General features: G+C 36.1%; 37 protein-coding genes. 3 read left to right on the top strand and 34 right to left on the bottom strand.

Going from position 1 to position 22066, the window contains the following annotated elements; translation table 11 throughout:
* Window positions 1-82 precede the first annotated feature (82 nt).
* Genes HMPREF3023_RS02635 through rpsJ form a run of 31 tightly spaced genes read right to left on the bottom strand, consistent with a single transcriptional unit; the run spans window position 83 to window position 14538 of the window.
* Window positions 83-724 (bottom strand): methylated-DNA--[protein]-cysteine S-methyltransferase, encoded by a 642-nt coding sequence (locus tag HMPREF3023_RS02635; protein ID WP_083315494.1) that lies wholly within the window; start codon window positions 722-724, stop codon window positions 83-85.
* Window positions 725-770: 46 nt separating this feature from the next.
* Window positions 771-1112 carry a 50S ribosomal protein L17 gene (gene rplQ / locus HMPREF3023_RS02630; RefSeq protein ID WP_070700304.1) on the bottom strand — a complete coding sequence of 114 codons (342 nt, stop codon included), beginning with the start codon at window positions 1110-1112 and terminating at the stop codon, window positions 771-773.
* Window positions 1113-1122: 10 nt separating this feature from the next.
* Window positions 1123-2070 (bottom strand): DNA-directed RNA polymerase subunit alpha, encoded by a 948-nt coding sequence (locus tag HMPREF3023_RS02625; protein ID WP_070700301.1) that lies wholly within the window; start codon window positions 2068-2070, stop codon window positions 1123-1125.
* Between the two features lie 26 nt (window positions 2071-2096).
* Window positions 2097-2492 (bottom strand): 30S ribosomal protein S11, encoded by a 396-nt coding sequence (gene rpsK, locus HMPREF3023_RS02620; RefSeq protein WP_070700298.1) that lies wholly within the window; start codon window positions 2490-2492, stop codon window positions 2097-2099.
* 12 nt (window positions 2493-2504) lie between these two features.
* A complete protein-coding gene (rpsM, locus tag HMPREF3023_RS02615) occupies window positions 2505-2867 on the bottom strand; it encodes a 30S ribosomal protein S13 (RefSeq protein WP_019138775.1) in 363 nt (120 codons plus the stop codon).
* A gap of 11 nt (window positions 2868-2878) precedes the next feature.
* Window positions 2879-2992 (bottom strand): 50S ribosomal protein L36, encoded by a 114-nt coding sequence (gene rpmJ, locus HMPREF3023_RS02610; protein WP_010244353.1) that lies wholly within the window; start codon window positions 2990-2992, stop codon window positions 2879-2881.
* 22 nt (window positions 2993-3014) lie between these two features.
* Window positions 3015-3233 (bottom strand): translation initiation factor IF-1, encoded by a 219-nt coding sequence (gene infA, locus HMPREF3023_RS02605; protein WP_005957367.1) that lies wholly within the window; start codon window positions 3231-3233, stop codon window positions 3015-3017.
* A gap of 18 nt (window positions 3234-3251) precedes the next feature.
* Entirely contained in the window at window positions 3252-3506 is a 255-nt protein-coding gene (locus HMPREF3023_RS02600) for a KOW domain-containing protein (protein WP_070700296.1), read from the bottom strand.
* Window positions 3507-3509: 3 nt separating this feature from the next.
* Window positions 3510-4151 carry an adenylate kinase gene (locus HMPREF3023_RS02595; protein ID WP_070700293.1) on the bottom strand — a complete coding sequence of 214 codons (642 nt, stop codon included), beginning with the start codon at window positions 4149-4151 and terminating at the stop codon, window positions 3510-3512.
* A 9-nt stretch (window positions 4152-4160) separates the two neighbouring features.
* Window positions 4161-5441 carry a preprotein translocase subunit SecY gene (gene secY / locus HMPREF3023_RS02590; protein WP_070700292.1) on the bottom strand — a complete coding sequence of 427 codons (1281 nt, stop codon included), beginning with the start codon at window positions 5439-5441 and terminating at the stop codon, window positions 4161-4163.
* Window positions 5441-5890, bottom strand: a complete 450-nt coding sequence (rplO, locus tag HMPREF3023_RS02585; RefSeq protein ID WP_070700291.1) for a 50S ribosomal protein L15 — start codon at window positions 5888-5890, stop codon at window positions 5441-5443. The genes secY and rplO overlap by 1 nt, the downstream gene beginning before the upstream one ends.
* 13 nt (window positions 5891-5903) lie before the next feature.
* Window positions 5904-6080 (bottom strand): 50S ribosomal protein L30, encoded by a 177-nt coding sequence (rpmD, locus tag HMPREF3023_RS02580; protein WP_070700290.1) that lies wholly within the window; start codon window positions 6078-6080, stop codon window positions 5904-5906.
* Between the two features lie 10 nt (window positions 6081-6090).
* Entirely contained in the window at window positions 6091-6597 is a 507-nt protein-coding gene (gene rpsE / locus HMPREF3023_RS02575) for a 30S ribosomal protein S5 (RefSeq protein ID WP_070700289.1), read from the bottom strand.
* 13 nt (window positions 6598-6610) lie between these two features.
* Window positions 6611-6973, bottom strand: coding sequence for a 50S ribosomal protein L18 (gene rplR / locus HMPREF3023_RS02570; protein ID WP_070700288.1), 363 nt, complete (start codon window positions 6971-6973; stop codon window positions 6611-6613).
* A gap of 15 nt (window positions 6974-6988) precedes the next feature.
* Window positions 6989-7525, bottom strand: coding sequence for a 50S ribosomal protein L6 (rplF, locus tag HMPREF3023_RS02565; RefSeq protein ID WP_070700287.1), 537 nt, complete (start codon window positions 7523-7525; stop codon window positions 6989-6991).
* A gap of 14 nt (window positions 7526-7539) precedes the next feature.
* Window positions 7540-7935: a 30S ribosomal protein S8 gene (gene rpsH / locus HMPREF3023_RS02560; RefSeq protein ID WP_070700286.1), complete on the bottom strand. Its 396-nt coding sequence runs from the start codon at window positions 7933-7935 to the stop codon at window positions 7540-7542.
* Window positions 7936-7965: 30 nt separating this feature from the next.
* A complete protein-coding gene (locus tag HMPREF3023_RS02555; RefSeq protein WP_005957510.1) occupies window positions 7966-8151 on the bottom strand; it encodes a type Z 30S ribosomal protein S14 in 186 nt (61 codons plus the stop codon).
* Between the two features lie 11 nt (window positions 8152-8162).
* Window positions 8163-8708: a 50S ribosomal protein L5 gene (gene rplE, locus HMPREF3023_RS02550; protein ID WP_070700285.1), complete on the bottom strand. Its 546-nt coding sequence runs from the start codon at window positions 8706-8708 to the stop codon at window positions 8163-8165.
* Window positions 8709-8719: 11 nt separating this feature from the next.
* Entirely contained in the window at window positions 8720-9028 is a 309-nt protein-coding gene (gene rplX / locus HMPREF3023_RS02545) for a 50S ribosomal protein L24 (RefSeq protein WP_070700284.1), read from the bottom strand.
* Between the two features lie 14 nt (window positions 9029-9042).
* Window positions 9043-9411, bottom strand: a complete 369-nt coding sequence (gene rplN / locus HMPREF3023_RS02540; protein WP_070700283.1) for a 50S ribosomal protein L14 — start codon at window positions 9409-9411, stop codon at window positions 9043-9045.
* Between the two features lie 23 nt (window positions 9412-9434).
* Complete coding sequence (rpsQ, locus tag HMPREF3023_RS02535) at window positions 9435-9689, bottom strand: 30S ribosomal protein S17 (RefSeq protein WP_070700282.1); 255 nt, start codon at window positions 9687-9689, stop codon at window positions 9435-9437.
* A gap of 4 nt (window positions 9690-9693) precedes the next feature.
* Window positions 9694-9900: a 50S ribosomal protein L29 gene (gene rpmC / locus HMPREF3023_RS02530; protein ID WP_060800689.1), complete on the bottom strand. Its 207-nt coding sequence runs from the start codon at window positions 9898-9900 to the stop codon at window positions 9694-9696.
* Window positions 9890-10321: a 50S ribosomal protein L16 gene (rplP, locus tag HMPREF3023_RS02525; protein ID WP_070700281.1), complete on the bottom strand. Its 432-nt coding sequence runs from the start codon at window positions 10319-10321 to the stop codon at window positions 9890-9892. The genes rpmC and rplP overlap by 11 nt, the downstream gene beginning before the upstream one ends.
* 17 nt (window positions 10322-10338) lie before the next feature.
* Window positions 10339-11094: a 30S ribosomal protein S3 gene (gene rpsC, locus HMPREF3023_RS02520; protein ID WP_070700280.1), complete on the bottom strand. Its 756-nt coding sequence runs from the start codon at window positions 11092-11094 to the stop codon at window positions 10339-10341.
* A gap of 11 nt (window positions 11095-11105) precedes the next feature.
* Window positions 11106-11441 (bottom strand): 50S ribosomal protein L22, encoded by a 336-nt coding sequence (gene rplV / locus HMPREF3023_RS02515; protein WP_005957388.1) that lies wholly within the window; start codon window positions 11439-11441, stop codon window positions 11106-11108.
* An 11-nt stretch (window positions 11442-11452) separates the two neighbouring features.
* Window positions 11453-11737 carry a 30S ribosomal protein S19 gene (gene rpsS / locus HMPREF3023_RS02510; RefSeq protein ID WP_005957452.1) on the bottom strand — a complete coding sequence of 95 codons (285 nt, stop codon included), beginning with the start codon at window positions 11735-11737 and terminating at the stop codon, window positions 11453-11455.
* A gap of 13 nt (window positions 11738-11750) precedes the next feature.
* Window positions 11751-12581 carry a 50S ribosomal protein L2 gene (gene rplB / locus HMPREF3023_RS02505; protein WP_070700279.1) on the bottom strand — a complete coding sequence of 277 codons (831 nt, stop codon included), beginning with the start codon at window positions 12579-12581 and terminating at the stop codon, window positions 11751-11753.
* A gap of 18 nt (window positions 12582-12599) precedes the next feature.
* A complete protein-coding gene (gene rplW / locus HMPREF3023_RS02500; RefSeq protein ID WP_005957514.1) occupies window positions 12600-12887 on the bottom strand; it encodes a 50S ribosomal protein L23 in 288 nt (95 codons plus the stop codon).
* The gene (rplD, locus tag HMPREF3023_RS02495; protein WP_070700278.1) at window positions 12887-13510 is read right to left on the bottom strand and encodes a 50S ribosomal protein L4; all 624 of its coding nucleotides are present in this window, start codon (window positions 13508-13510) and stop codon (window positions 12887-12889) included. Before rplD ends, rplW begins: the two co-directional genes overlap by 1 nt.
* Before the next feature lie 17 nt (window positions 13511-13527).
* Window positions 13528-14160 (bottom strand): 50S ribosomal protein L3, encoded by a 633-nt coding sequence (rplC, locus tag HMPREF3023_RS02490; RefSeq protein ID WP_070700277.1) that lies wholly within the window; start codon window positions 14158-14160, stop codon window positions 13528-13530.
* Window positions 14161-14220: 60 nt separating this feature from the next.
* Window positions 14221-14538 (bottom strand): 30S ribosomal protein S10, encoded by a 318-nt coding sequence (rpsJ, locus tag HMPREF3023_RS02485; RefSeq protein WP_070700276.1) that lies wholly within the window; start codon window positions 14536-14538, stop codon window positions 14221-14223.
* Between the two features lie 795 nt (window positions 14539-15333).
* Here rpsJ and HMPREF3023_RS02480 point away from each other — a divergent pair.
* Window positions 15334-16788 carry an IS1182 family transposase gene (locus HMPREF3023_RS02480; protein ID WP_070700275.1) on the top strand — a complete coding sequence of 485 codons (1455 nt, stop codon included), beginning with the start codon at window positions 15334-15336 and terminating at the stop codon, window positions 16786-16788.
* A 37-nt stretch (window positions 16789-16825) separates the two neighbouring features.
* On the opposite strand, the gene HMPREF3023_RS02475 is transcribed toward HMPREF3023_RS02480, so the two are convergent.
* The 3 genes from HMPREF3023_RS02475 to HMPREF3023_RS02465 are packed head-to-tail and all read right to left on the bottom strand — an operon-like array spanning window position 16826 to window position 19790.
* Entirely contained in the window at window positions 16826-17626 is an 801-nt protein-coding gene (locus tag HMPREF3023_RS02475; RefSeq protein ID WP_070700274.1) for an ABC transporter ATP-binding protein, read from the bottom strand.
* Window positions 17623-18651, bottom strand: coding sequence for a FecCD family ABC transporter permease (locus tag HMPREF3023_RS02470; protein ID WP_070700273.1), 1029 nt, complete (start codon window positions 18649-18651; stop codon window positions 17623-17625). Before HMPREF3023_RS02470 ends, HMPREF3023_RS02475 begins: the two co-directional genes overlap by 4 nt.
* A complete protein-coding gene (locus tag HMPREF3023_RS02465) occupies window positions 18648-19790 on the bottom strand; it encodes an ABC transporter substrate-binding protein (RefSeq protein ID WP_070700272.1) in 1143 nt (380 codons plus the stop codon). The genes HMPREF3023_RS02470 and HMPREF3023_RS02465 overlap by 4 nt, the downstream gene beginning before the upstream one ends.
* 210 nt (window positions 19791-20000) lie before the next feature.
* Here HMPREF3023_RS02465 and HMPREF3023_RS02460 point away from each other — a divergent pair, with 210 nt between their 5' ends.
* Window positions 20001-20798: an electron transfer flavoprotein subunit beta/FixA family protein gene (locus HMPREF3023_RS02460; protein ID WP_070700271.1), complete on the top strand. Its 798-nt coding sequence runs from the start codon at window positions 20001-20003 to the stop codon at window positions 20796-20798.
* Window positions 20799-20806: 8 nt separating this feature from the next.
* Window positions 20807-21802 (top strand): electron transfer flavoprotein subunit alpha/FixB family protein, encoded by a 996-nt coding sequence (locus HMPREF3023_RS02455; protein ID WP_070700270.1) that lies wholly within the window; start codon window positions 20807-20809, stop codon window positions 21800-21802.
* The last annotated feature ends 264 nt before the right edge of the window (window positions 21803-22066 follow it).

Genomic DNA, 22066 nt, shown 5'->3' with positions numbered 1-22066 from the left:
AAACGCCCTAAGTCCCCTCCAAGATAAGAATTGAAGCCTTAGGCTTTAGAAAGAAATCTTTGAAGACAAAGTCTTTAACCCTTTACTTCACGATGCCCCTAAGCCCCTCCAAGATTGATTCATAAAGCTCCGCTTTACAAAAACTCTTTAAAGTTAAAATCTTTAAAAAATTTTTAAAAAATCTTTTTTTACTTTTTTCTTCCCCCTCAAGCTCCAAGAGCTTCCTCTTGACCTCTATTCCTCCTGCATATCCTCTTAAACTTCCATCACTTCCTATGACCCTATGGCAAGGTATTATCAAGGAGATTGGATTGTGACCTACTGCTCCTCCAACTGCCTGGTTGGATACTCTCTCGTACTTACCGCTTTTAAGTAATTCTTCTCCCACTTCTTTATAGGTCCAAGTCTTCCCATAAGGAATTTTTAATAAAATTTCCCAGACGTCTTTTCTAAACTCACTTCCAATTACTTTTATTGGTGGAAGAAAGCCTGGATCTTTACCAGCAAAATATTTATCCAACCAATTTTCTGTAAGCCTTAATATTTTAAATTTTTCATCATAAAGATCATCTGATGATTTTAATTCAATAAATTTTATATCTTCATCTTTTAACTTCTCTTCAAATTCTTTTTGACTCTCTAGATAAAGTCCAAGTAAATTTTCTTCATCAAATATTATTAAAATTTTTCCCACAAGAGACTTGTAGATTTTTTTATAAAGCATGAGACCTCCAAAAAATTATAAAAAAAGGAAACCCCATTGGATTTCCTTATACTAATTCTATAATTGAAATTTCTGCGCCGTCTCCACGTCTTGGACCCATCTTTAAAACTCTAGTGTATCCACCGTTTCTGTCAGCATATTTTTCTGCATATTCGTCAAATAGTTTTGTTACTACATCTTCTGAATAAATATATGCTAAAGCTTGTCTTCTTGCGTGAAGATCGCCTCTTTTTCCAAGTGTAATCATACGATCAGCAATTTTTTGAACTTCTTTTGCTCTTGTGTGAGTAGTTTCAATTCTACCTTCAGCTAAGAGAGAAGTAACAAGGTTTCTAAGCATTGCCTTTCTATGACTTGAATTACGGCCAAGTTTTCTATTTTTTGCCATAATGTCCTCCTTATTCTTCTTCAGGTTTGAGGCTTAAGCCTAACTCGTCAAGTTTTTCAGTTACTTCTTGGAGAGATTTTCTACCAAGATTTCTAACCTTCATCATTTCACTTTCAGTTTTATTAGTTAGTTCCTCAACACTATTTATGCCTGCTCTCTTTAGGCAGTTGAATGATCTTACAGATAAGTCTAATTCTTCAACTGTCATTTCGAGAACTTTTTCCTTTTGATCCTCTTCTTTTTCAACCATCAGGTTGATTTCACTGACATGTTCTTTTAGGCCAATGAAGAGTTCAAGATGTTCTGTTAAGATTTTTGCTGCAAGAGATGTTGCTTCGTCAGCCTTCATTGAACCATCTGTTGTAACTTCAAGGATCAACCTATCGTAGTCTGTTCTTTGTCCAACTCTTGTGTTTTCAACTTTCCAGTTTACTTTTTCAACAGGAGTGAAGTTAGAATCCATAGGTATAATTCCAATTTCAGTTATTTCATCTTTTTTAAGTTCAGAAGGTTCGTAGCCTCTTCCCTTTTCCACCATCATTTCAAGATAAAAATCAGCATCATCATTTAGGGTTGCTATATGTTGATCTGGATTAATAATACTTACATGTGGTGCAAGTTCTATGTCAGAGGCCTTAATTTCTCCCTTGCCCTTTTTTTCTATTACTAGTTTTACAGGCTCATCTTCAGTCATCTTTAAAACTATAGATTTAATATTTAAAACTATTTCAGGTACATCTTCTAATACTCCTGGAATTGTATCAAATTCATGTTCAACGCCACGTATATTGATAAAAGATACAGCTGCGCCTGGTAGAGAGGAAAGTAACACTCTTCTTAAGGAATTTCCAATAGTGATACCAAATCCAGCTTCTAGGGGTTCAACGACAAACTTGCCATATAAACCCGATTCATCTAATTCTTCAATACTAATCCTAGGTTTTTCAATTTCAATCATGGGTACCCTCCTTCTCGGTCAATAGTTTAGACTCTTCTACGTTTTGGTGGTCTACATCCATTGTGAGGAATTGGAGTAACATCTTTAATCATTGTTACTTCAAGACCTGATGCTTGAAGAGATCTAATGGCAGCTTCTCTTCCTGAACCTGGACCCTTAACATATACGTCAACGCTCTTTAGTCCGTGTTCTTTAGCTTTTTCAGCTGCTTCTTGTGCTGCCTCTTGTGCTGCAAAAGGAGTAGACTTTCTTGAACCTCTAAATCCAAGTTGTCCAGCACTAGCCCAAGATATAACATTACCGTTAATATCAGTAAGAGTAACCATAGTGTTGTTAAATGTTGAAGCTATATGTGCTTCGCCTTTTTCAATATTTTTACGTACACGTCTTCTAGCACGTGTAACTTTTTGTTTTTTTGCCATTTAAGTCCCCCCTTACTTACTCTTAGAAACAAGTTTCTTAGGACCTTTTCTTGTCCTAGCATTTGTCTTAGTCTTTTGTCCTCTTACAGGAAGACCAGCTTTATGTCTTCTTCCACGGTAGCAGTTAATTTCACGAAGTCTCTTGATGTTCATAGCAACATCACGACGTAAATCACCTTCTACGTGGTACTTATCAATTTCTTCTCTAATTTTAGCAAGTTCTGCTTCTGTAAGATCTTTAACACGAGTGTCAAAGTCAATACCAGCTGCAGTTAAAATTTCTTGAGATCTGGGTTTTCCAATACCGTAGATATATGTGAGTCCAATTTCAACTCTTTTTTCTCTAGGTAAATCAACACCGGAAATTCTAGCCATAATTACCTCCCTTATCCCTGTCTTTGTTTATGTTTCGGATTTTCACAGATTACCATTACTTTTCCGTTTCTTTTAATTATTTTGCACTTTTCGCACATCTTTTTTACAGATGGTCTTACTTTCATTTAAATGCCTCCTGACTCTGGATTATTTCTTTCTCCAAGTTATTCTTCCTCGAGTAAGATCATAAGGTGAAAGCTCAACTGTCACCTTATCACCAGGAAGAATTCTAATATAATTCATTCTCAATTTACCTGAAATATGAGCGAGTATGATATGTCCATTTTCAAGTTCAACCTTGAAATGAGTATTAGGAAGAGCGTCTACAACAACGCCTTCTACTTCAATTACATCTTCTTTAGCCATATTATTAAGGATCCTCCTTTAGCTATAAGGTAAGAGTTTCTTTCTAATATAGGTGTCGCTGAAGTCACTAACCTCAGTATCAATGACATCCTTATATATATAAAGATGTTTTACCTTTTTTTTCTTTGGTCGATCTAGCTTTCTTAGTTTTCCATCAACGAGTAAGAGAAGGTCATCATCAATGATATCCATTATGATATAAACCTTGCCCTCATCCCTACCTTTTTTGGATCTTACCACTTGTCCCTTCAAAAGACTAAATGTTTTATCCATGAACTATTCGAGACCAATAACTATATCGTCAAATACTTTATCAATATCCTTGGCACCGTCAATGTCTATTAATAGATTTTGAGCTCTATAGTAGTCAATAAGAGGTGCTGTTTGATCAAAGTAAACAGAAATTCTAGTCTTTACAGTTTCTTCAGTATCGTCATCTCTTTGAATAAGCTTAGTGCCGTCCTTATCACAAATTCCTTCTTCCTTTGGAGGATTGAACTTAACGTGATAAGTCATTCCACAAGTTTTACAAACACGTCTTCCAACAGCTCTTTCAATTAAGATTTCTGGATCAACAGAAATATTAATTACCTTAGTTAGCTTGTCATCATTCTTGTCTAAGATTGAATCAAGACTAACAGCTTGAGCTACAGTTCTTGGGAAACCGTCTAGTAGAAATCCTTCTTTAGCATCCTCCTTGTTAAGTCTGTCTTCAACAAGTGCAATAACAAGATCATCAGGAACTAAAAGACCTTTGTCCATATAGGACTTAGCTTTCTTTCCAAGTTCAGTATTGTTCTTAATATTTTCTCTAAAGATATCTCCAGTTGAAATGTGTGGGATATTGTATTTTTCAACAATATATTCAGCTTGTGTGCCTTTTCCGGCCCCTGGAGGTCCCAATATAACTAATTTCATAATTACCTCCTACTTATTCTTTAAGAATCCACGATAATTTCTCATGATTAATTGTTGTTCTAACACCCTGTGAATTTCAAGTACAACACCAACAACGATGATAATTGATGTACCACCATAGTTAAATTGTAGGCCTGAAATAAGTGTTAAGATTGTTGGAAGAACTGCAAGTATAGAAAGTGCAATTGCTCCCGGCATAACTAATCTATTTAAAGTTCTACCTAAATAATCACTTGTAGGTTTTCCTGCTCTAATACCACTAATAAAACCACCATTAGCTTGAAGGTTTTTAGAGTATTCAACAGTGTTAAATTGGATTGTAGTGTAGAAGAATGTGAAGAATACAATAAGAATTACAGTAAATATTATATAAAGCACAGCTCCTGGTCCACCAGCTGGTGTTAACCATTTTTGAATCCAATTTCTAGTTGATTCACTTGTAAACATAGCAATAGTTGCTGGAATAGCAAGTAGTGAGTTAGCGAAGATAATTGGCATTACACCAGTCATTAAAACCTTAATAGGAATATGAGTGGATTGGCCACCGTACATCTTTCTACCAACAACTCTCTTTGCATATTGTACAGGAATTCTTCTCTCACCTTCAGTAAGTGTTACTACAAAAGCAACAATTGCGATTGCAATTATTACAAATAGCACTAAGAACATTGGGCTAGCTTTTCCTGCCTTAACAAGAGCAACAGATTGAGCTATATCAAGTGGGAATCTTGAAACGATACCTGCAAAAATTAATATTGAAATACCATTTCCAATTCCGTGTTCAGTAATTTGTTCTCCTATCCAAATTAAGATCGCTGTACCTGCAACTATTGATAGGATAATAGTTACATATTCAATAGCACTTGTTGCGTTAACTGCTTGTCTAAATAGACCAAAAGTATAACCAATTGCTTGAATAAGAGCGATAACAATAGAAAGGTATCTAGTGTATTTTGCAATAGCCTTTCTACCAGTTTCTCCTTCTTTTGCTAGAGATTCCAAGGATGGAATAGCAATTGTCAAAAGTTGAAGTATGATTGATGCTGTAACATATGGATAAATGTTAGCAGCAAAAATAGTAAATCTTCTAAAGTTTCCTCCTGCCATTAGGTCAAGGAAGGAGAAAATTGATCCGCCTGATCCTGAAAAAATTTGTGAAATCACTTGTGAGTTCATATAAGGAACGGCGATATGTGATCCAAGTCTATATAATAGAAGCATGAAAAGAGTGAAAAGCATCTTCTTACGAAGAGATTCAACTTTCCACGCATTTCTAAAAGTGGACAGCATTAAATCACCTCGGCCTTTCCTCCGCAAGCCTCAATTTTTTCTATAGCAGATTTTGAGAAATGCTGAGCTTTAACAGTTAATTTAACATTTAATTCACCATCTCCCAAGATTCTAATTCCGTCTTTAGCCTTACCAGCTTTAATATATTTATTTTCGATTAAGAATTCAGGAGTGATTTCAGTTCCTTCTTCAAATACATTAAGATCAGCTACGTTTAATACTGCATATTCTTTCTTAAAGATATTTGTAAATCCTCTCTTAGGAAGACGTCTGAATAGAGGCATTTGACCACCTTCAAATCCAGGTCTTACTCCGCCGCCACTTCTAGCATTTTGTCCCTTGTGACCCTTGCCGGAAGTTTTACCAGTACCGGAACCAATTCCACGACCTACTCTCTTTCTAGCTTTAACTCCGCCGCCTTCGTTAGGTCTTAAGTCATGTAACTTCATTAGGTACACCTCCTTATTCTACTACTTCGATCATATAATCGACTTGTTTTAACATTCCTCTAATTTGAGGAGTATCATTTTTTTCAATTACTTGGTTTACTTTTTTGAAACCAAGAGCTTTAATTGTTTTTCTGTGTTTTGGCACTTTACCGATAGGACTTTTTACAAGTTTAATTTTAATTGTACTCATGATTTTCCTCCTATCCTAAAATTTCTTCAACAGATTTATTTCTAAGTTTTGCAACAGATTCTGCAGTCTTAAGAGACTTTAGACCTTCCATTGTTGCATTAACGATGTTTCTTGGGTTGTTTGTACCAATGTTCTTAGTACGAATATCAGTAATACCTGCAAGTTCGCATACAGCACGCACTGCACCACCGGCAATAACTCCTGTACCTTCTCTTGCTGGTTTTAAGAATACTTTACCTGCACCATAAATTCCAGTTACTTGATGAGGAATAGAAGTGTTTAGTAAGTTAACTCTTACAATATTCTTTCTAGCATCTTGTGTTGCTTTTCTTATAGCTTCAGGAACTTCAAGAGCTTTACCAGTACCTACACCAACGTGTCCGTTTTTGTCACCAACTACTACAAGAGCTGAGAATCTAAAGTTTCTACCACCCTTAACTACTTTGGCAACTCTATTAATAGCTACTACTCTTTCTTCAAGATCAAGTTCTGCCGCATTTATTAATGAACGCTCCATTACTTCCTCCTTCTTAGAATTTTAGACCAGCTTCTCTAGCTGCATCAGCAAGTGCTTTGACTTTACCGTGGAATACATATCCACCTCTGTCAAATACAACTTCTTCAATTCCTTTTTCTTTTGCCTTCTTAGCAATAGATTCTCCAACAGATTTAGCTGCTTCAATATTTCCAGTGTTTTCTAGGTTTAATCCCTTATCAAGTGTAGATGCACTTGCTAAAGTATTGCCAGCTTCATCATCAATTAGTTGAGCATAAATATGTTTAGATGATCTGTAAACTGAAAGTCTAGGCTTCATAGAAGTACCGGAGATATGATTTCTAATTCTTTTGTGTCTTTTAATTCTGTTTTCATTTCTATTAATCTTTTTTAACACTTAAATTCTCCTTTCTTACTTACCTGTCTTACCAACTTTACGTCTTACATGTTCATCAGTATATCTAATACCCTTACCCTTATATGGTTCAGGTTCTCTGAAGCGTCTAATGTAAGCAGCATAAGCGCCAACTTGTTGTTTGTCATTACCTCTAATAATAATTGAGTTAGGAGATGGAACTTCTACTTCAATACCTTCTGGATCTTCTAAATCAAGAGGGTGAGAGAAACCTAAGTTAAGAGAAAGAACCTTTCCCTTCTTAGCAGCTCTGTATCCTGTACCGATTATTTCAAGAGATTTTGAATAACCTTCTGTAACGCCAATTATCATATTTTCAATTAGAGTTCTAGTTAAACCGTGAAGTGCCTTAATTCTTTTAATATCATTTGGTCTTTCTACAGTGAGAACTCCGTCATTTAATTCTATTTTTAAATCTTTATCGAAAGATTGTGTTAGTTCACCCTTTGGTCCCTTAACAGTAACTGTTTGACCGTCAACTTTAACATCAACGCCCTTTGGGATTTCAATAGGTTTTTTGCCAATTCTTGACATTTTTCACCTCCAAATTACCAAACGTAGCAGATTACCTCTCCGCCAACTTTATTTTGTCTTGCCATTTTATCTGTAATTATTCCCTTAGATGTAGAGATAATTGCAATTCCTAGTCCACCTAGAACTTTAGGAACATCGTCGCACTTAACATAAACTCTAAGTCCCGGTTTAGATATTCTCTTTAAACCAGAGATAACTCTTTCACCGTCCTGAGAATATTTAAGATCTATTTTAATAATTCCTTGTTTGTCATCTTCAACAACGTCATATCCTTTAATATAACCTTCATCAAGAAGAATCTTTGCGATTTCTTTTTTGATGTTTGAGCAAGGAATATCAACAGATTTGTGTCTTGCATTATTTGCATTTCTAATTCTTGATAGCATATCTGCAATTGGGTCTGTCATCATATCAGTTTGCCTCCTTTCATCTAAGGCTTATTACCAGCTAGCTTTTCTTACGCCAGGGATTTGTCCTTTATACGCAAGTTCTCTAAAGCATATTCTACATATTCCATATTTTTGTAAAACTGAATGTGGTCTTCCACAAATTTTACATCTTGTATATTCACGAGAAGAATACTTTTGTTTCCTCTTTTGTTTAGCAATCATTGATTTTTTAGCCACTTTGTACCTCCTTAAGCCTTAGCAAAAGGCATTCCCATCTTGTCTAGGAATTCTTTAGCCTCTTCATCAGTTTTAGCTGTAGTTACTATATTGATGTCCATTCCTCTAATTGTGTCTACCTTATCGTATTCAATTTCTGGGAAGATAAGTTGTTCTTTAAGACCTAGTGCATAGTTTCCTCTGCCGTCAAATGCAGTTGGCTTAACACCTCTAAAGTCTCTTACTCTTGGAAGAGCAACGTTCATAAGCTTATCTAAGAAATCATACATTCTTTCGCCTCTTAGAGTAACCTTAACACCAACGTTTTGACCTTCACGAAGTTTAAAGTTAGCTATAGATTTTCTTGCCCTAGTAACAAGTGCCTTTTGACCTGAGATAAGAGTTAGCTCTTCAACAGCTGCTTCTAGAGCCTTGTGGTTATCTTTAGCTTCGCCAAGACCAATGTTTATAGTGATCTTTTCAAGTTTCGGTACTTCCATAACGCTTGAATAATTGAAGCGTTCCATTAGGTGGCCCACAACTTCTGTCTTATATTTTTCTTGTAATCTTGAAGTCATTATTCTACCCCCTACTTAATGATGTTTCCGCTAGATTTTGCAAATCTAACTTTCTTTCCGTCTTCAAATTTATAACCAACTCTTGTTGCCTTTCCTGATGCACTGTCAAAGTACATTACATTAGACACGTGAATTGGTGCTTCCATTTTTTCTATTCCACCTGGTGCTTGAGGTCCTCTTGGTTTCATGTGTTTAGTAACAACATTTACCTTTTCTACAACTACTAAGTCTTTCTTAGGAATTGTTCTTAGGACTTTACCAGTCTTGCCTTTATCTTTTCCGGCTATAACTTTTACGATGTCATCTTTTTTAATTCTCATATTACACCTCCAAATTATAGTACTTCCGGAGCTAGAGAAATAATCTTCATGAAGTTTCCAGCTCTAAGTTCTCTAGTTACAGGTCCAAAAATACGAGTCCCAACAGGGCTTCTATCGTCTTTTATTACAACAGCTGCGTTGTCATCAAATTTGATGTAAGATCCGTCTTTTCTGCTAATACCCTTGTTTGTTCTAACGATAACTGCTTTTACAACAGCTCCCTTTTTGACAACGCCACCGGGTGTTGCATGTTTTACAGAACATACTACAATGTCGCCAATGTTAGCTGTTCTTCTATTAGTACCACCAAGGACTTTAACAACAGATAGTTCTCTTGCACCTGAATTGTCAGCAACACGCAATCTTGTTTCTTGTTGAATCATGTTATTCTCCTTTCAAGCTAAAATTATTGAGCCTTTTCAATAATTTCTACAAGTCTCCATCTTTTATCTTTACTTAGTGGTCTAGTTTCCATAACTTTTACGCGATCACCAATACCACATTCATTATTTTCATCATGAGCCTTGAAATTAGTAGACTTCTTAAATCTCTTTTTATAGATAGGATGAGTCTTTAAAGTCTCAGTTTGAACTACAATAGTCTTATCCATCTTATCGCTTACAACAATACCTGTTAAAGTTTTTCTTGAATTTCTTTCCATGAGATTAAGCCTCCTTTCCTACTTCAAGTTCACGTTCTCTAATGATCGTTTTTACTCTTGCTATATCTCTTTTAACACTTTTAATACTTGATGGATTGTCAAGTTGGCCAGTTGCCAATCTGAATCTCAAATTAAAAAGTTCATTTTTAAGTTCATTAACTTTATTATTTAAATCTTCGCTTGACATCTTGCGAATTTCATTAGCCTTCATTTGAGTCACCATCCTTATCTTTCATAACGAATTTTGTTCTAATAGGGAGTTTCATGGATGCAAGTCTCATAGCTTCTCTTGCAACTTCTTCTGAAACACCACCCATTTCAAATAAAACTCTACCTGGTTTAACAACTGCTACCCAGTATTCTGGTGCACCCTTACCGGAACCCATACGAGTTTCAGCAGGCTTTTCTGTAACAGGTTTGTCTGGGAAAATCTTAATCCAGATATTTCCACCTCTACGAATATATCTTGTCATAGCACGACGTGCCGCTTCTATTTGATTTGAAGTTATCCAACAAGGTTCTAAAGCTTTTATACCATATTCGCCGTATGCAAGCTCATTACCACGCATAGCCTTGCCCTTCATTCTGCCTCTGTGAACTTTACGATATTTTACTCTCTTAGGCATCAACATGACTATTCCCCCCTTCTTTAAGACTCTTTATTTCTATTGTCTCTTCTATTATTTCTATTGAAGTTATTGTTTCTGTTATCGCGTCTCTTGCGATTTCTGTTATCTCTATTATCTCTAGATCTTCTTCCTCTTTCTTCAGTTAGTTCAGGAAGAACTTCACCCTTGTATAGCCATACCTTAACACCGATTTTACCGTAAGTTGTATCAGCTTCAGCAAAACCATAGTCAATGTCAGCTCTTAAAGTTTGTAGAGGAATAGTTCCTTCAGAATATCCTTCAGTTCTTGCCATGTCAGCACCACCAACACGACCTGAAACAGAAGTCTTGATACCAAGTGCTCCTTGACGCATAGTTCTTTGGATTGCTTGTTTCATAGCACGTCTAAATGCAACTCTTCTTTCAAGAGCTTCAGCAATACCTTCAGCAACGATTTGTGCATCTAAGTCTTGGTTTTTGATTTCTTCTACATTTATTACAACAGATTTACCTGTAAGTTTTTCAATTTCAGTTCTTAGTTCTTCAACGCCTGCTCCACCACGGCCAATTACCATGCCTGGTTTTGCTGTGTGAATAGAAATTTTAACTCTATTAGCAGCTCTTTCAATTTCGATCTTAGAGATACCTGCAGCATAAAGTTTTTTCTTAACATAATTTCTAATCTCGTTGTCTTCAACTAAAAGATCGGCAAAATTTTTCTTGTCTGCGTACCATTTTGAATCCCAATCTTTGATTACTCCAACACGAAGTCCATGTGGGTTTACTTTTTGACCCATTCTCTACCTCCTTACTCTCTTTCTGCTACTACAACGCCAATGTGACTTGATCTTTTTAGAATTGGATAAGCCATTCCCTTAGCCTTAGGACGGAATCTTTTCATTGTTGGGCCTTCGTTTGCGTAAGCCTTTTTAACATAAAGATCTCCTCTGTCTAGGTTAAGGTTGTTTTCAGCGTTAGCTACAGCTGAATGTAGTACCTTATATAGTTCATGAGCTCCTCTTTTGTTAGTAAACTTTAAAATAGAGAGGGCTTCATCAACGCTTTTTCCGCGTATTTCTGCGCAAATATAGTTCACCTTTAGAGGTGATATTCTTACATATTTAGCAATTGCTTGTGCTTGCATTATAACCCTCCTTACTTAAGTGTAGTACTCTTTTCGCTCTTGCCGCCATGGCCTCTGTATGTTCTTGTTGGAACAAATTCGCCTAATTTATGTCCTACCATGTCTTCAGTAATGTATACTGGCACATGTTTTCTGCCGTCATGAACAGCAATTGTGTGAGAAACAAATTCAGGGAAAATAGTTGAGCGACGAGACCAAGTTTTAATTACTTTGTGTTCGTTTTTATCATTAAGCTCGTCAACCTTCTTTAGAAGGTGTTCATCAGCAAATGGTCCTTTTTTTATTGATCTACTCATTAATACCCTCCGATTACTTAGTTCTTCTTCTTACGATATACATATCAGATTTTTTAGATTTCTTTCTAGTCTTAAGTCCTAGAGCTTTCTTGCCCCAAGGAGTCATTGGTGAAGGTCTACCAATTGGAGTTCTACCTTCCCCACCACCATGAGGGTGATCAACAGGGTTCATTGCAGATCCTCTTACGTGAGGTCTTTTTCCAAGATATCTGCTCTTACCTGCCTTACCTAAAGTGATAAGTTCGTGAGAAATGTTTCCAACTTGTCCAATAGTTGCCTTACATCTTTGGCTTATTAATCTAAATTCACCTGAAGGAAGTCTAAGTTGAGCGTACTTACCTTCTTTAGCCATAAGTTGTGCAGATGATCCAGCAGATCTTGCGATTTGGCCACCACGACCTGGAGTCATTTCTATGTTGTGAACAGTAGTACCAACTGGAATGTCAGCAAGCATTAGTGTGTTACCAACTTTGATATCTGCATCTGATCCAGATTCAACTATATCTCCTACCTTTAAACCATTTGGTTGGATGATGTATCTTTTTTCACCATCAGCATAGTTTAAAAGTGCAATGTAAGCTGTTCTGTATGGATCGTATTCAATAGCTGCTACTCTTGCAGGAATATTGTCTTTATCTCTCTTTAAATCTATAATTCTGTATTTTCTTTTAACTCCGCCGCCTCTGTGTCTACTAGTAATTCTACCGTGAGCATTTCTACCGGCAGTCTTGTTGATAGTTGTTAGAAGAGATTTTTCAGGTGTTGTTTTAGTAATCTCTTCGTATGAAGCAACTGTCATTTTTCTACGGGAAGGAGTTGTAGGTTTAAATCCTTTAATCGCCATTATTAATACCTCCTACTATCAAATAGAATCAAAAAATTCTATCGGCTCTGAGTCATCAGTAAGCTTAACTATAGCTTTTTTCCATGAAGGACGTCTTCCTTGATGAACTCCTTGTCTTTTAAGTTTACCACGCATATTCATTGTATATACTTTTTCAACCTTAACGCCGAAGATTTCTTCAACAGCTTCTCTGATTTCAGGTTTTGTAGCAGTTTTAACAACTTCGAAAGTGTATTTGTTTTCTGCCATCATGTCCATACTTTGTTCAGTGACTAAAGGTCTTTTTATAACGTCAAATTTATTCATCAGTTAAAAACCTCCTCAACAACATCAAGTGCAGACTTTGTCATAACAAGTTTGTCGTATTTTAATAAGTCATATACGTTAATATCTGTAGCTCTTGATGTTTTAACACCAGCGATGTTTCTTGCTGCTCTTTGAACATCTTTTTCGTCGTCATTAACAACTACAAGTGCCTTGTTACCAGCACCAATGTCCTTTAAGATGTTAGCAAAAACTTTTGTCTTAGCTTCTTCCATTTGGATAGAATCTACAAGAATCATTTCGCCATCTTGTAACTTGCTAGTAAGAACTGACTTAAGAGCAACTCTTCTAGTCTTCTTAGGAGTTGTGTAAGAGTAATCTCTAGGTTTCTTAGCAAAAACAACTCCACCGCCTCTCCATTGAGGTGATCTAATAGAACCTTGTCTTGCACGACCAGTTCCCTTTTGTCTCCAAGGTTTTCTTCCGCCTCCACGAACTTCAGCACGTGTCTTAGCAGAGTGAGTACCTTGTCTATTGTTAGCCAAAATATTTTTAACAACTAAATAAACAGCATGAGTGCTAACAGGAGCAGCAAATAGCCCTTCACTTAGTTCGACTTCTTCAACAGGATTTCCCTTAATGTCAATCATTTGAATTTTAGGCATTTTTTAACCTCCCTATCTTATTTAGTCATTTTAACAGTGCTTTTAACTCTAACAGTTCCCTTCTTAGGTCCTGGGATAGCACCCTTAACTAAAATTAAATTTTTATCTGTATCTATTCTTACGATTTCTAGATTTTGTACAGTAACTCTTTCGTTACCCATTTTTCCAGCCATTCTGTGGTTTTTCCAAACTCTTCCTGGATAAGAAGCAGCTCCCATACCACCTGGCATTCTGTGGAATTTAGAACCGTGAGTTTCTCTACCACGACCGAAGTTGTGACGTTTGATAATACCAGCAGTTCCCTTACCCTTTGAAGTTCCAACAACATCAACGTGTTCTCCAACTTCAAATAAATCTACCTTTATTTCATCGCCTAGGTTGTAAGATTCTACATCATCAGTTCTAAATTCTGAAAGATGTTTTCTGTATCCTACACCAGCCTTGTCAAAATGTCCCTTCTCAGGTTTGTTTAATCTTCTTTCTTTAACCTCTTGTGTTGCAACTTGGATAGCATTGTATCCATCACTTTCAATTGTTTTCTTTTGCACAACAACATTTGGTTCTACTTCAATAACTGAGACAGGAGTGACAGTACCCTCTTCATCAAAAATTTGGGTCATGCCAATTTTTTTACCTACTAAATATTTCATGTTGCACCTCCTAATATTTACAGCGGACTTCTATAAGTAGAAGTCATATAAAGCAAAGTTTTAAAGTTTAATTTCAATATCTACACCAGCTGGTAGATTTAACTTCATAAGTGAATCTACAGTCTTTTGTGTAGGGTTTAATATATCAATTAGACGCTTGTGAGTTCTTTGCTCAAATTGTTCTCTTGAATACTTGTACTTGTGTACAGCTCTTATAATTGTGATGATTTCCTTTTCAGTTGGAAGAGGAATTGGTCCAGAAACTTCTGCACCGCTCTTCTTAGCAGCATCAACAATTCTTAGTGCTGAATTGTCAAGTAGTTCGTGATCATAAGCTTTAAGTTTAATTCTAATTTTTTGTTTGCCTTTGTTAGACATATTTACCTCCTATTCGCTAAAGCCTTACTTGCGAATGGGGTTATCGATACACGCACCCTGGTGTGTAAACAGGGCACAATAGAAAAAAATAACCCTCGCCCAAGTCCAGCTTGGACTTCTCTGTCATAATTACCTTGAAACTCCTTTTTTTCAACAAAATCTCAAGCAACTTATGACTTCATCGCAACATTCTTTTTTAAACGCTCAAATATTATATAATAAAAAATCCCACTTGTAAAGGAAATTTACAGGTTTTTTTGAATTTCTTCAGATTTTTTTATTATATAAATTTTAGCAATAATTTTTCGGCCTAATTTATAGGCACTCTTCTTAATATAGTCTAAAAACATTTAAATTGCAATGATTTATTTGACTTTAAGCAAATCTTTTCTATAATATAGATAATTTTTTCTATTTTTATAGAACTTTCCATAAAAATTTTATTTTAGAGCTGATTTTTTTAATTTCATGTAAGTTTTTTACATTTTTCTCAATTTTTTTGCCATAAAAAATTTTTTTGCCATAAAAACTTTTATTTTAGGTAGTTTTTTTCATATTTTATGAAATTATCTAAAAATTTGCGAAAATTTACCCTCAAAAACTCTAAAATTTAAATCTCCCAATAAATTAAATCCACAAAAAATTACATTCTGAAAATTCCAAGGCAACAAAAAACCACCGGCGTAGCCGGTTCAGACTGATGACAAAGCAGGCAAAAAAAGCCTGCTTTTTTTAATAAAATCATCTGAATTACAGAAAAAAAGGGTAAAAATAAACTAAGGAAGTAGGTGTGACATGCTATCAAAAAATAACAATAGAAAAACAAATCAAGTACAACTAATTTCAGTAGAACAACTTGTACCTAAAAATCACATATTAAGAAAAATAGACAAATACATAGACTTTAGCTTCATCTATGAATTAGTAGAAGATAAATACTCACTAGACAACGGAAGACCAAGCATAGATCCAGTAGTATTAATAAAAATACTATTCATAGAGTATCTATTCAACATAAAAAGTATGAGACAAACAATAAAAGAAATAGAAGTAAACATAGCATATAGATGGTTTTTAGGACTGGACTTTTATGATAAAGTTCCTCACTTCACAACATTTAGCCAAAACTACAGAAGAAGATTTAAAGATACAAACATATTTGAAGAAATATTTCAAAACATCTTAAGCCAAGCAATGAACAAAGGATTCGTAGATGAGAAAATACAATTCGTAGACTCAACACATGTAAAAGCCCATGCAAATAGACATAAAAACAAAAAAGAAGAAATCAAAAAAGCAGCAAAAGCATACCAAGAAGAATTAGACAAAGAAATAGAAGAAGATAGAAAAGAACATGGGAAAAAACCACTAAAAGAAAAAAATAAAAAAGAAGAAACAAAAGAAATAACAGTCTCAACAACAGACCCAGAAAGTGGACTCTTTCATAAAGGAGAGCACAAAGAAGTCTTTGCCTATTGTGTAGAAACATCAGTAGACAAAAATGGTTGGATCTTAGGACATAAAACATTCCCAGGAAATCTCCATGACAGCACAACCCTAATACCCTTTTATGAAGAAAAACTAAAAAAATACAAACCAGAAAAAATAGTAATGGATGCAGGATATAAAACACCAGCCATAGCAAAAAAACTACTAGAAGACGAAATACAACCAGTATTTCCCTACACAGCACCAAAAAGAAAACCAAAAATAGAAAACCCCTACTACAAAAGAGAATTCATATATGATGAGTACTATGACTGTTACCTATGCCCAGAAAATCAAATACTAGAATACACGACAACAAATAGAGAGGGATATAGAGAGTACAAAAGAAATAAAGAACAATGTAAAAAATGCCCTAACCTCAAAAGATGCACACAGAGTAAAAACAATCAAAAAGTAATCACAAGACACATTTGGCAAAAATACATAGATGAAACAGAAGAATATAGATACACAGAAAAAGGAAAAGAAGAATACAAAAGAAGAAAAGAAACAGTAGAAAGACAATTTGGAAGTGCAAAAGAATTCCATGGATTTAGATACACAAACATGATTGGACTAGCAAAGATGGAAATGAAAGCTGCACTTACATTTGCGTGCATAAATATGAAAAAATTAGCAATACTACTATATAAATTGGATCCTAATAAGGATTTAACTTTGGATAAATTAAAGATTTTTTTAGTAAATATATTAAGAATGCAACAAACCCAGAAATTATTTCTGGGTTTGTCTACAATCTGAGAAGTATGGCTTCCATACTTCTCTTTAGATGTAGTTTTTATTTTAAATTTTCATCTTCTATCTCTAAGGGTATTATCCTCTCATAGGTCTTCCCATCAATTTGAAATTCTGAAATACTTACATCAACAGAAAAAGATTTTTTTAAGTTTTCTCTTGTTAGGACTTTCCTAGTCGGGCCAAACTCATAGGTCTTGTCATAGCTTAGCAAGAGACACTTGTTGGAAATGGAAAGGGCGTGGTCTGGGTAGTGGGTGTTCATGACAATTATGACACCTGACTCTGCCAGGCTCTTTATCAAATTTAAAATCACCATTTGATTCTTATAGTCCAGTCCACTTTCTGGTTCATCCAAAATTATAATCTGTGGATCCTTCATGAGACTCCTAGCAATTAAGAGCATTTGAACTTCTCCCCCACTCATCTGGTCTGATGCCTTGTCACGCAAGTGATAGATTCCTATGGACTTCATAACTTCTTCTGCCCTTCTTAGGTCCTTGTCCCTTGGCTTCTCAAAAATTGACATTGAAGAAGTAGACCCAAAGAGGACCATCTCAAGTCCTGTATAGGCAAAGGCAGAAGATCGCTTTTGAGGAATGTAGGATATTTTTGACCAAAGCTCTCTCTCTTTAATAGAAGAAATATTTTTCCCGTCTATGATAGTATCTCCACTTGTCCAAGGGAGTAGGCCTGTCAAACACCTTATAAGGGTAGTCTTTCCAACCCCGTTGGGACCAAGTATAGAGAGGACATCAGAGTCTTCAAGGGAGAAATTTATATCCTTTAATATAAAATCAGATTTTTTAAATTTAAAATTTCCTCCAGAAACTTCTAGCTTCATTTAAAAATCCCTCCTGACCTTCTCATTAAGATTATAAAAATTGGTGCCCCTATAATTGCCGTTAAAATTGAAATTGGAAGCTCAATTACCGAAACTGTCCTCGATAGGGCTTCAATTAGGATCATAAAGCCTGCCCCAAAACTTATTCCCAGTGGCAAAGTATATAGGTTGTTTGACCCCACCATCAACCTCACAAGATGGGGGATAATCAATCCAATCCATCCAATTTGTCCACAAATAGAAACTGAGGACGCAGTTATAAGAGTAGCAGCAAGTATAAAAATCAACCTAGTCCTCTTGACATTTATCCCAAGTGACCTGGCCTCGTCTTCTGAAAGTGACAAGAGGTTGAGGCTCCACCTCATCTTGTAGATTACAATCATAGAAATCAAGATAAGGGGACCTGCCAAGGCTAGGTTCTTGTAAGAAGTCCTACCGAAGGACCCCATTAGCCAGTAGGTGATTTGTGGCAACTTGTCCATGGGATCGGCTGTATACTTCAATAGAGAAGCCAGGGCATTGGCAAGGGAAGAAACAATTATCCCAGCCAAGACCAGCATAATCATAGAAGTCTCGTCCCTCTTCACAAGATTAATTGTTATGAGGATTGAAAGGAGTCCAAAGATCATGGCGAGAACTTGAATCCCCATAGTCCCAAGAGATAGGATTATACCTAGGACTGCCCCAAGGGATGCTGCCGATGTAACCCCCAAGATATCTGGAGTCGCAAGGGGATTTGAAAAAAGTGCCTGGAAGGCAATCCCCGCAGCAGTAAGTCCCCCTCCAACAACGAGGGCTGTTAGGACCCTTGGCAGCCTAATATTTATAATTAAAGACTCCATAAGAGGATCAACTTGTCCTCCACCTATTAAGTTTTTAAAAAATAAAATAATTTCTGATATTTTAATATCCATCCTCCCCATGGAAAGGCCAATAAGGCCACAGGCCAGGGGAAAGAAAATTAAAATAAAATAAACATAGGGATGAAGTCTTCCATCATCCCTAGTCCAAAAGTTTTTTGTCATATATTAAACATGTCCTCGATTTGTTCATCTGTAAGTTCATAATTGTACCACTTAGCGTAGTAGTCCTTGATGACCTTATTTAAGTCGTAGTCCTTAAAGGCTTCAGGGTAAGTTTCACTTGCAAGCCAAGCCAAAACTAGTGGAGCATCTGGGTTTGGTGTTAACCAGTTCCACATACCAAGCTTTGAATTGTAAACTCTCTTGTCCTTAACAGACTTTAAGTTAGAAAAATCAAAACCTTCAACAGTGTTGTTGTAAACTTCTTCCCTCTTTATATCCAATAGACCGGGTCCATCAAGGTAAAATACATCAGGATTCCACTTGTAGATTTCTTCCACATTTACCTTGGCGTAACCCTTGGCATCTTGGGCAACATTATTTACCCCAAGTCTCTTTAGCCAGAAGTCTCCGAAAGTTCCCTTGCCGGCAACAATTGGTGTACCTTCAACATACTTCCAAAGGATCATACCGCTTGGTCTATTGTCTTCAGGAACTGTGGCAATTCTCTTTTCAACATCCTTTACAATGTCGTCGCCAGCTGCCAAGAAATTATCCATCTTGCCTTCTTCACCAAAGACATCTTCAAGAAGTTTTAGCCATTCCCCATACCTGTTTATTGGGTCAGCTGGAGTGTCTGCCCCCATAGTTACAAAACCTACACAAGGAACTCCAGTCTTCGCCAACTTTTCATAACGGTCTTGGTTCTTTGCATTATAAAAAATTACATCTGGTTTTAACTTAATGATTTCTTCCACATTGATGTCAGATTGGCCTTGAACTGTGTTTGTTGTGTCAAGAAGTTCAGGTGCAATATCTTGAAGAACTGTGTTAGAAATAACTTGTTTTAGGGAACCAGCGTAACCAACAATGTAAGGAGCCTTGCCTTCATTGTATGCCATGTAAGTTGAAAGAATTGGCACTTGGTCAATTACGATTTTTTCAATCTTATCTGGCACTTCAAGTTCACGACCTGCGTGGTCAACAATCTTATGACTTCCAGTCTTTTCTTCTGCAGCAACCTTAGTGTCATTTGCTTTTTCATTTGCCCCATCATTAGTCTTTTGAGCACAGCCAGTCATTAAAAGACCAACCATTGTGGCTATAAGCATAAGGCTGGAAAACTTTTTAAATTTTTTCATCTTATATAAACCTTCTTCCTATATAAAAATAATAAACTTCCTCTTCCATTATAATACAAGCAAAAAAAATTTTAAGTACCTTATGAAATAAAATGAATTTATTTAAGGGTTTTTTGATTATTTTTATCACTTATAAAAATTTTCTTAATACTTTCGCCATTTTGGGGTATGATATAAATATATTGAAGTAAAAATATTTTAGGAGGAACTATGAAAATATTATTATTAATGAAAATTGTTCCTGACACAACAAATGCAAAAATTGATCCAGAAACAAAAAACCTCAAGAGAGATGGAATCAAAACAGTTATTAACCCATCAGATCTTTGTGGTTTAAAATTTGCACTTAATGTCAAAGAACAAGTGGAAGAAGAAGTACAAATCGACGTGCTAACTATGGGACCACCAGACGGAGAAAAATACCTTCGCGAATGTATCCAAATGGGTGCAGAAGAAGCTTACCTATTAGAAGGAATAGAGTTCAAGGGTTCTGATACCTTTGCAACATCCTATGCCCTAACAGAAGCCATTAAACAAATTGGCGAATACGACATCATCTTCACAGGTGACCAAACTATGGACGGAGACACAGGACAAGTTGGCCCACAAATTGCCGAAAGACTTGGCATGAACCAAGTTACTTATGTATCAGACATTAACTACAAGGACGGCGAGTTTGAAGTTAAGAGAAAAGTTGCTGACGGAACTGAAACAGTTTCATTAAAGGCACCTTTCGTTGCATCAGCACTAAAGGGTTCAGTTAACAAACCTTCAAAGTTTGCCCTAAAGAGATCTAAGATTGCAAAAGAAAAAGAAATCCACGACCTAACTGCAGACAAACTTGGACTTGACCTTGATAAAATTGGACAAAAAGGTTCCCTTACAGTTGTAAAAGACCTTTCAGCTCCAGACAAGTTCGAAACAGGCAAGATAATTGACGAAGGTTCTGCTGACAAGAACATAGACGCAGTTATAAAGATAATCGAAGATGCGAAAGTTTTAGTGTAGGTGATAAAATGAAAAAAGGAAATATTTGGGTAGTAAACGAAACTTCAGAAGGCTCACTTTCACTTATAACTAAAGAAATAATGTCTATAGCGAGAGAACTTTCTGATGAATTAGATAGAGAACTTGTGGCAGTAGAAATTGGTCACAACAATGATGACAAGGCAAAATTATCAGGCAACCTTGGAGCCGACAAGGTAATCCAAGTTTCTGATGAACTTTTAGAAAATTACAACACAATGGCCTATGCCAAAGTCTTAGATGGCCTAATGGAAAAATACGATCCAGCAATTGTTATGCTTCCAGCATCACATGATGGACGTGACCTTGCAGGTAGGGTTTCAGCAAAAAGAGGTCTTGGACTTGTTGCCGACTGTTCCAGCGTTGAAATAACTGAAGACAAGGAAGACATTAAATGGATAAGACCTTCCTTTGACGGAAAACTATTCTGTGACGTAAGAATCACATCTGAAACAATGATGGCTACAATTGGTAGAGGTGGCTTTGTTGAAGCTCCTTTCAACGAATCAAAGGTCGCTGAAGTAATAAAAGAAGAAGCCAATATCACAGCAGATGACGTTAAGACAAAATTCATTGACTTCGAAAAAGAAGAAATCAACCCACTTCTTGATAAGCTAATGAATGCAAAAGTTGTTGTATCAGGTGGTAGAGGACTTGGTGGACCAGAAAACTGGCACCTAGTAGAAGAACTTGCAGAAGCACTTGGCGGTGCAGTTGGAGCAACTAAGGCTGTAACTGACCTTGGCTGGTGTGACAAGGACCTACAAGTTGGTGTAACTGGCGTTCAAGTAAGACCAGACCTCTACATTGCCCTTGGAATTTCAGGAGCAATCCAACACACTAAGGGAATGGAAGACTCCACAACTATAATTGCCATCAACAATGACCCAGACGCTGCCATCTTTAAGACAGCCCACTACGGAATTGTTGACGACTTATTTAATGTAGTTCCTGGATTAATAGAAGCAATAAAAAATAGAAGGTAATGATAAGAAAAACCGAGACGTGTCTCGGTTTTTCTGGTTTTCACAGCGAATGCGAGCCTTAGCGAAGCATGAGCTGATGAAAAATCTTATCCAGCGACTGCAGAAGAAACGACCGAATAGGGAGTTTCTTCAAAGGAGTCGGATTTCTTGAAATAAATTAAATTAAAAAAACAAAAAGTAGTCTAAAAACATAAGGCTACTTTTTTTGGTTTCCACAGCAAATGCGAGCCGAAGCGACGCATGAGCTGATGAAAAATCTTATCC

The sequence above is a fragment of the Peptoniphilus sp. HMSC075B08 genome, from assembly GCF_001815405.1.
In the GTDB taxonomy this organism is placed as follows: domain Bacteria; phylum Bacillota; class Clostridia; order Tissierellales; family Peptoniphilaceae; genus Peptoniphilus_A; species Peptoniphilus_A harei.
The sequence above is the reverse complement of the archived record's forward strand: the minus strand, read 5'-3'. Positions and strand labels throughout refer to the sequence as shown.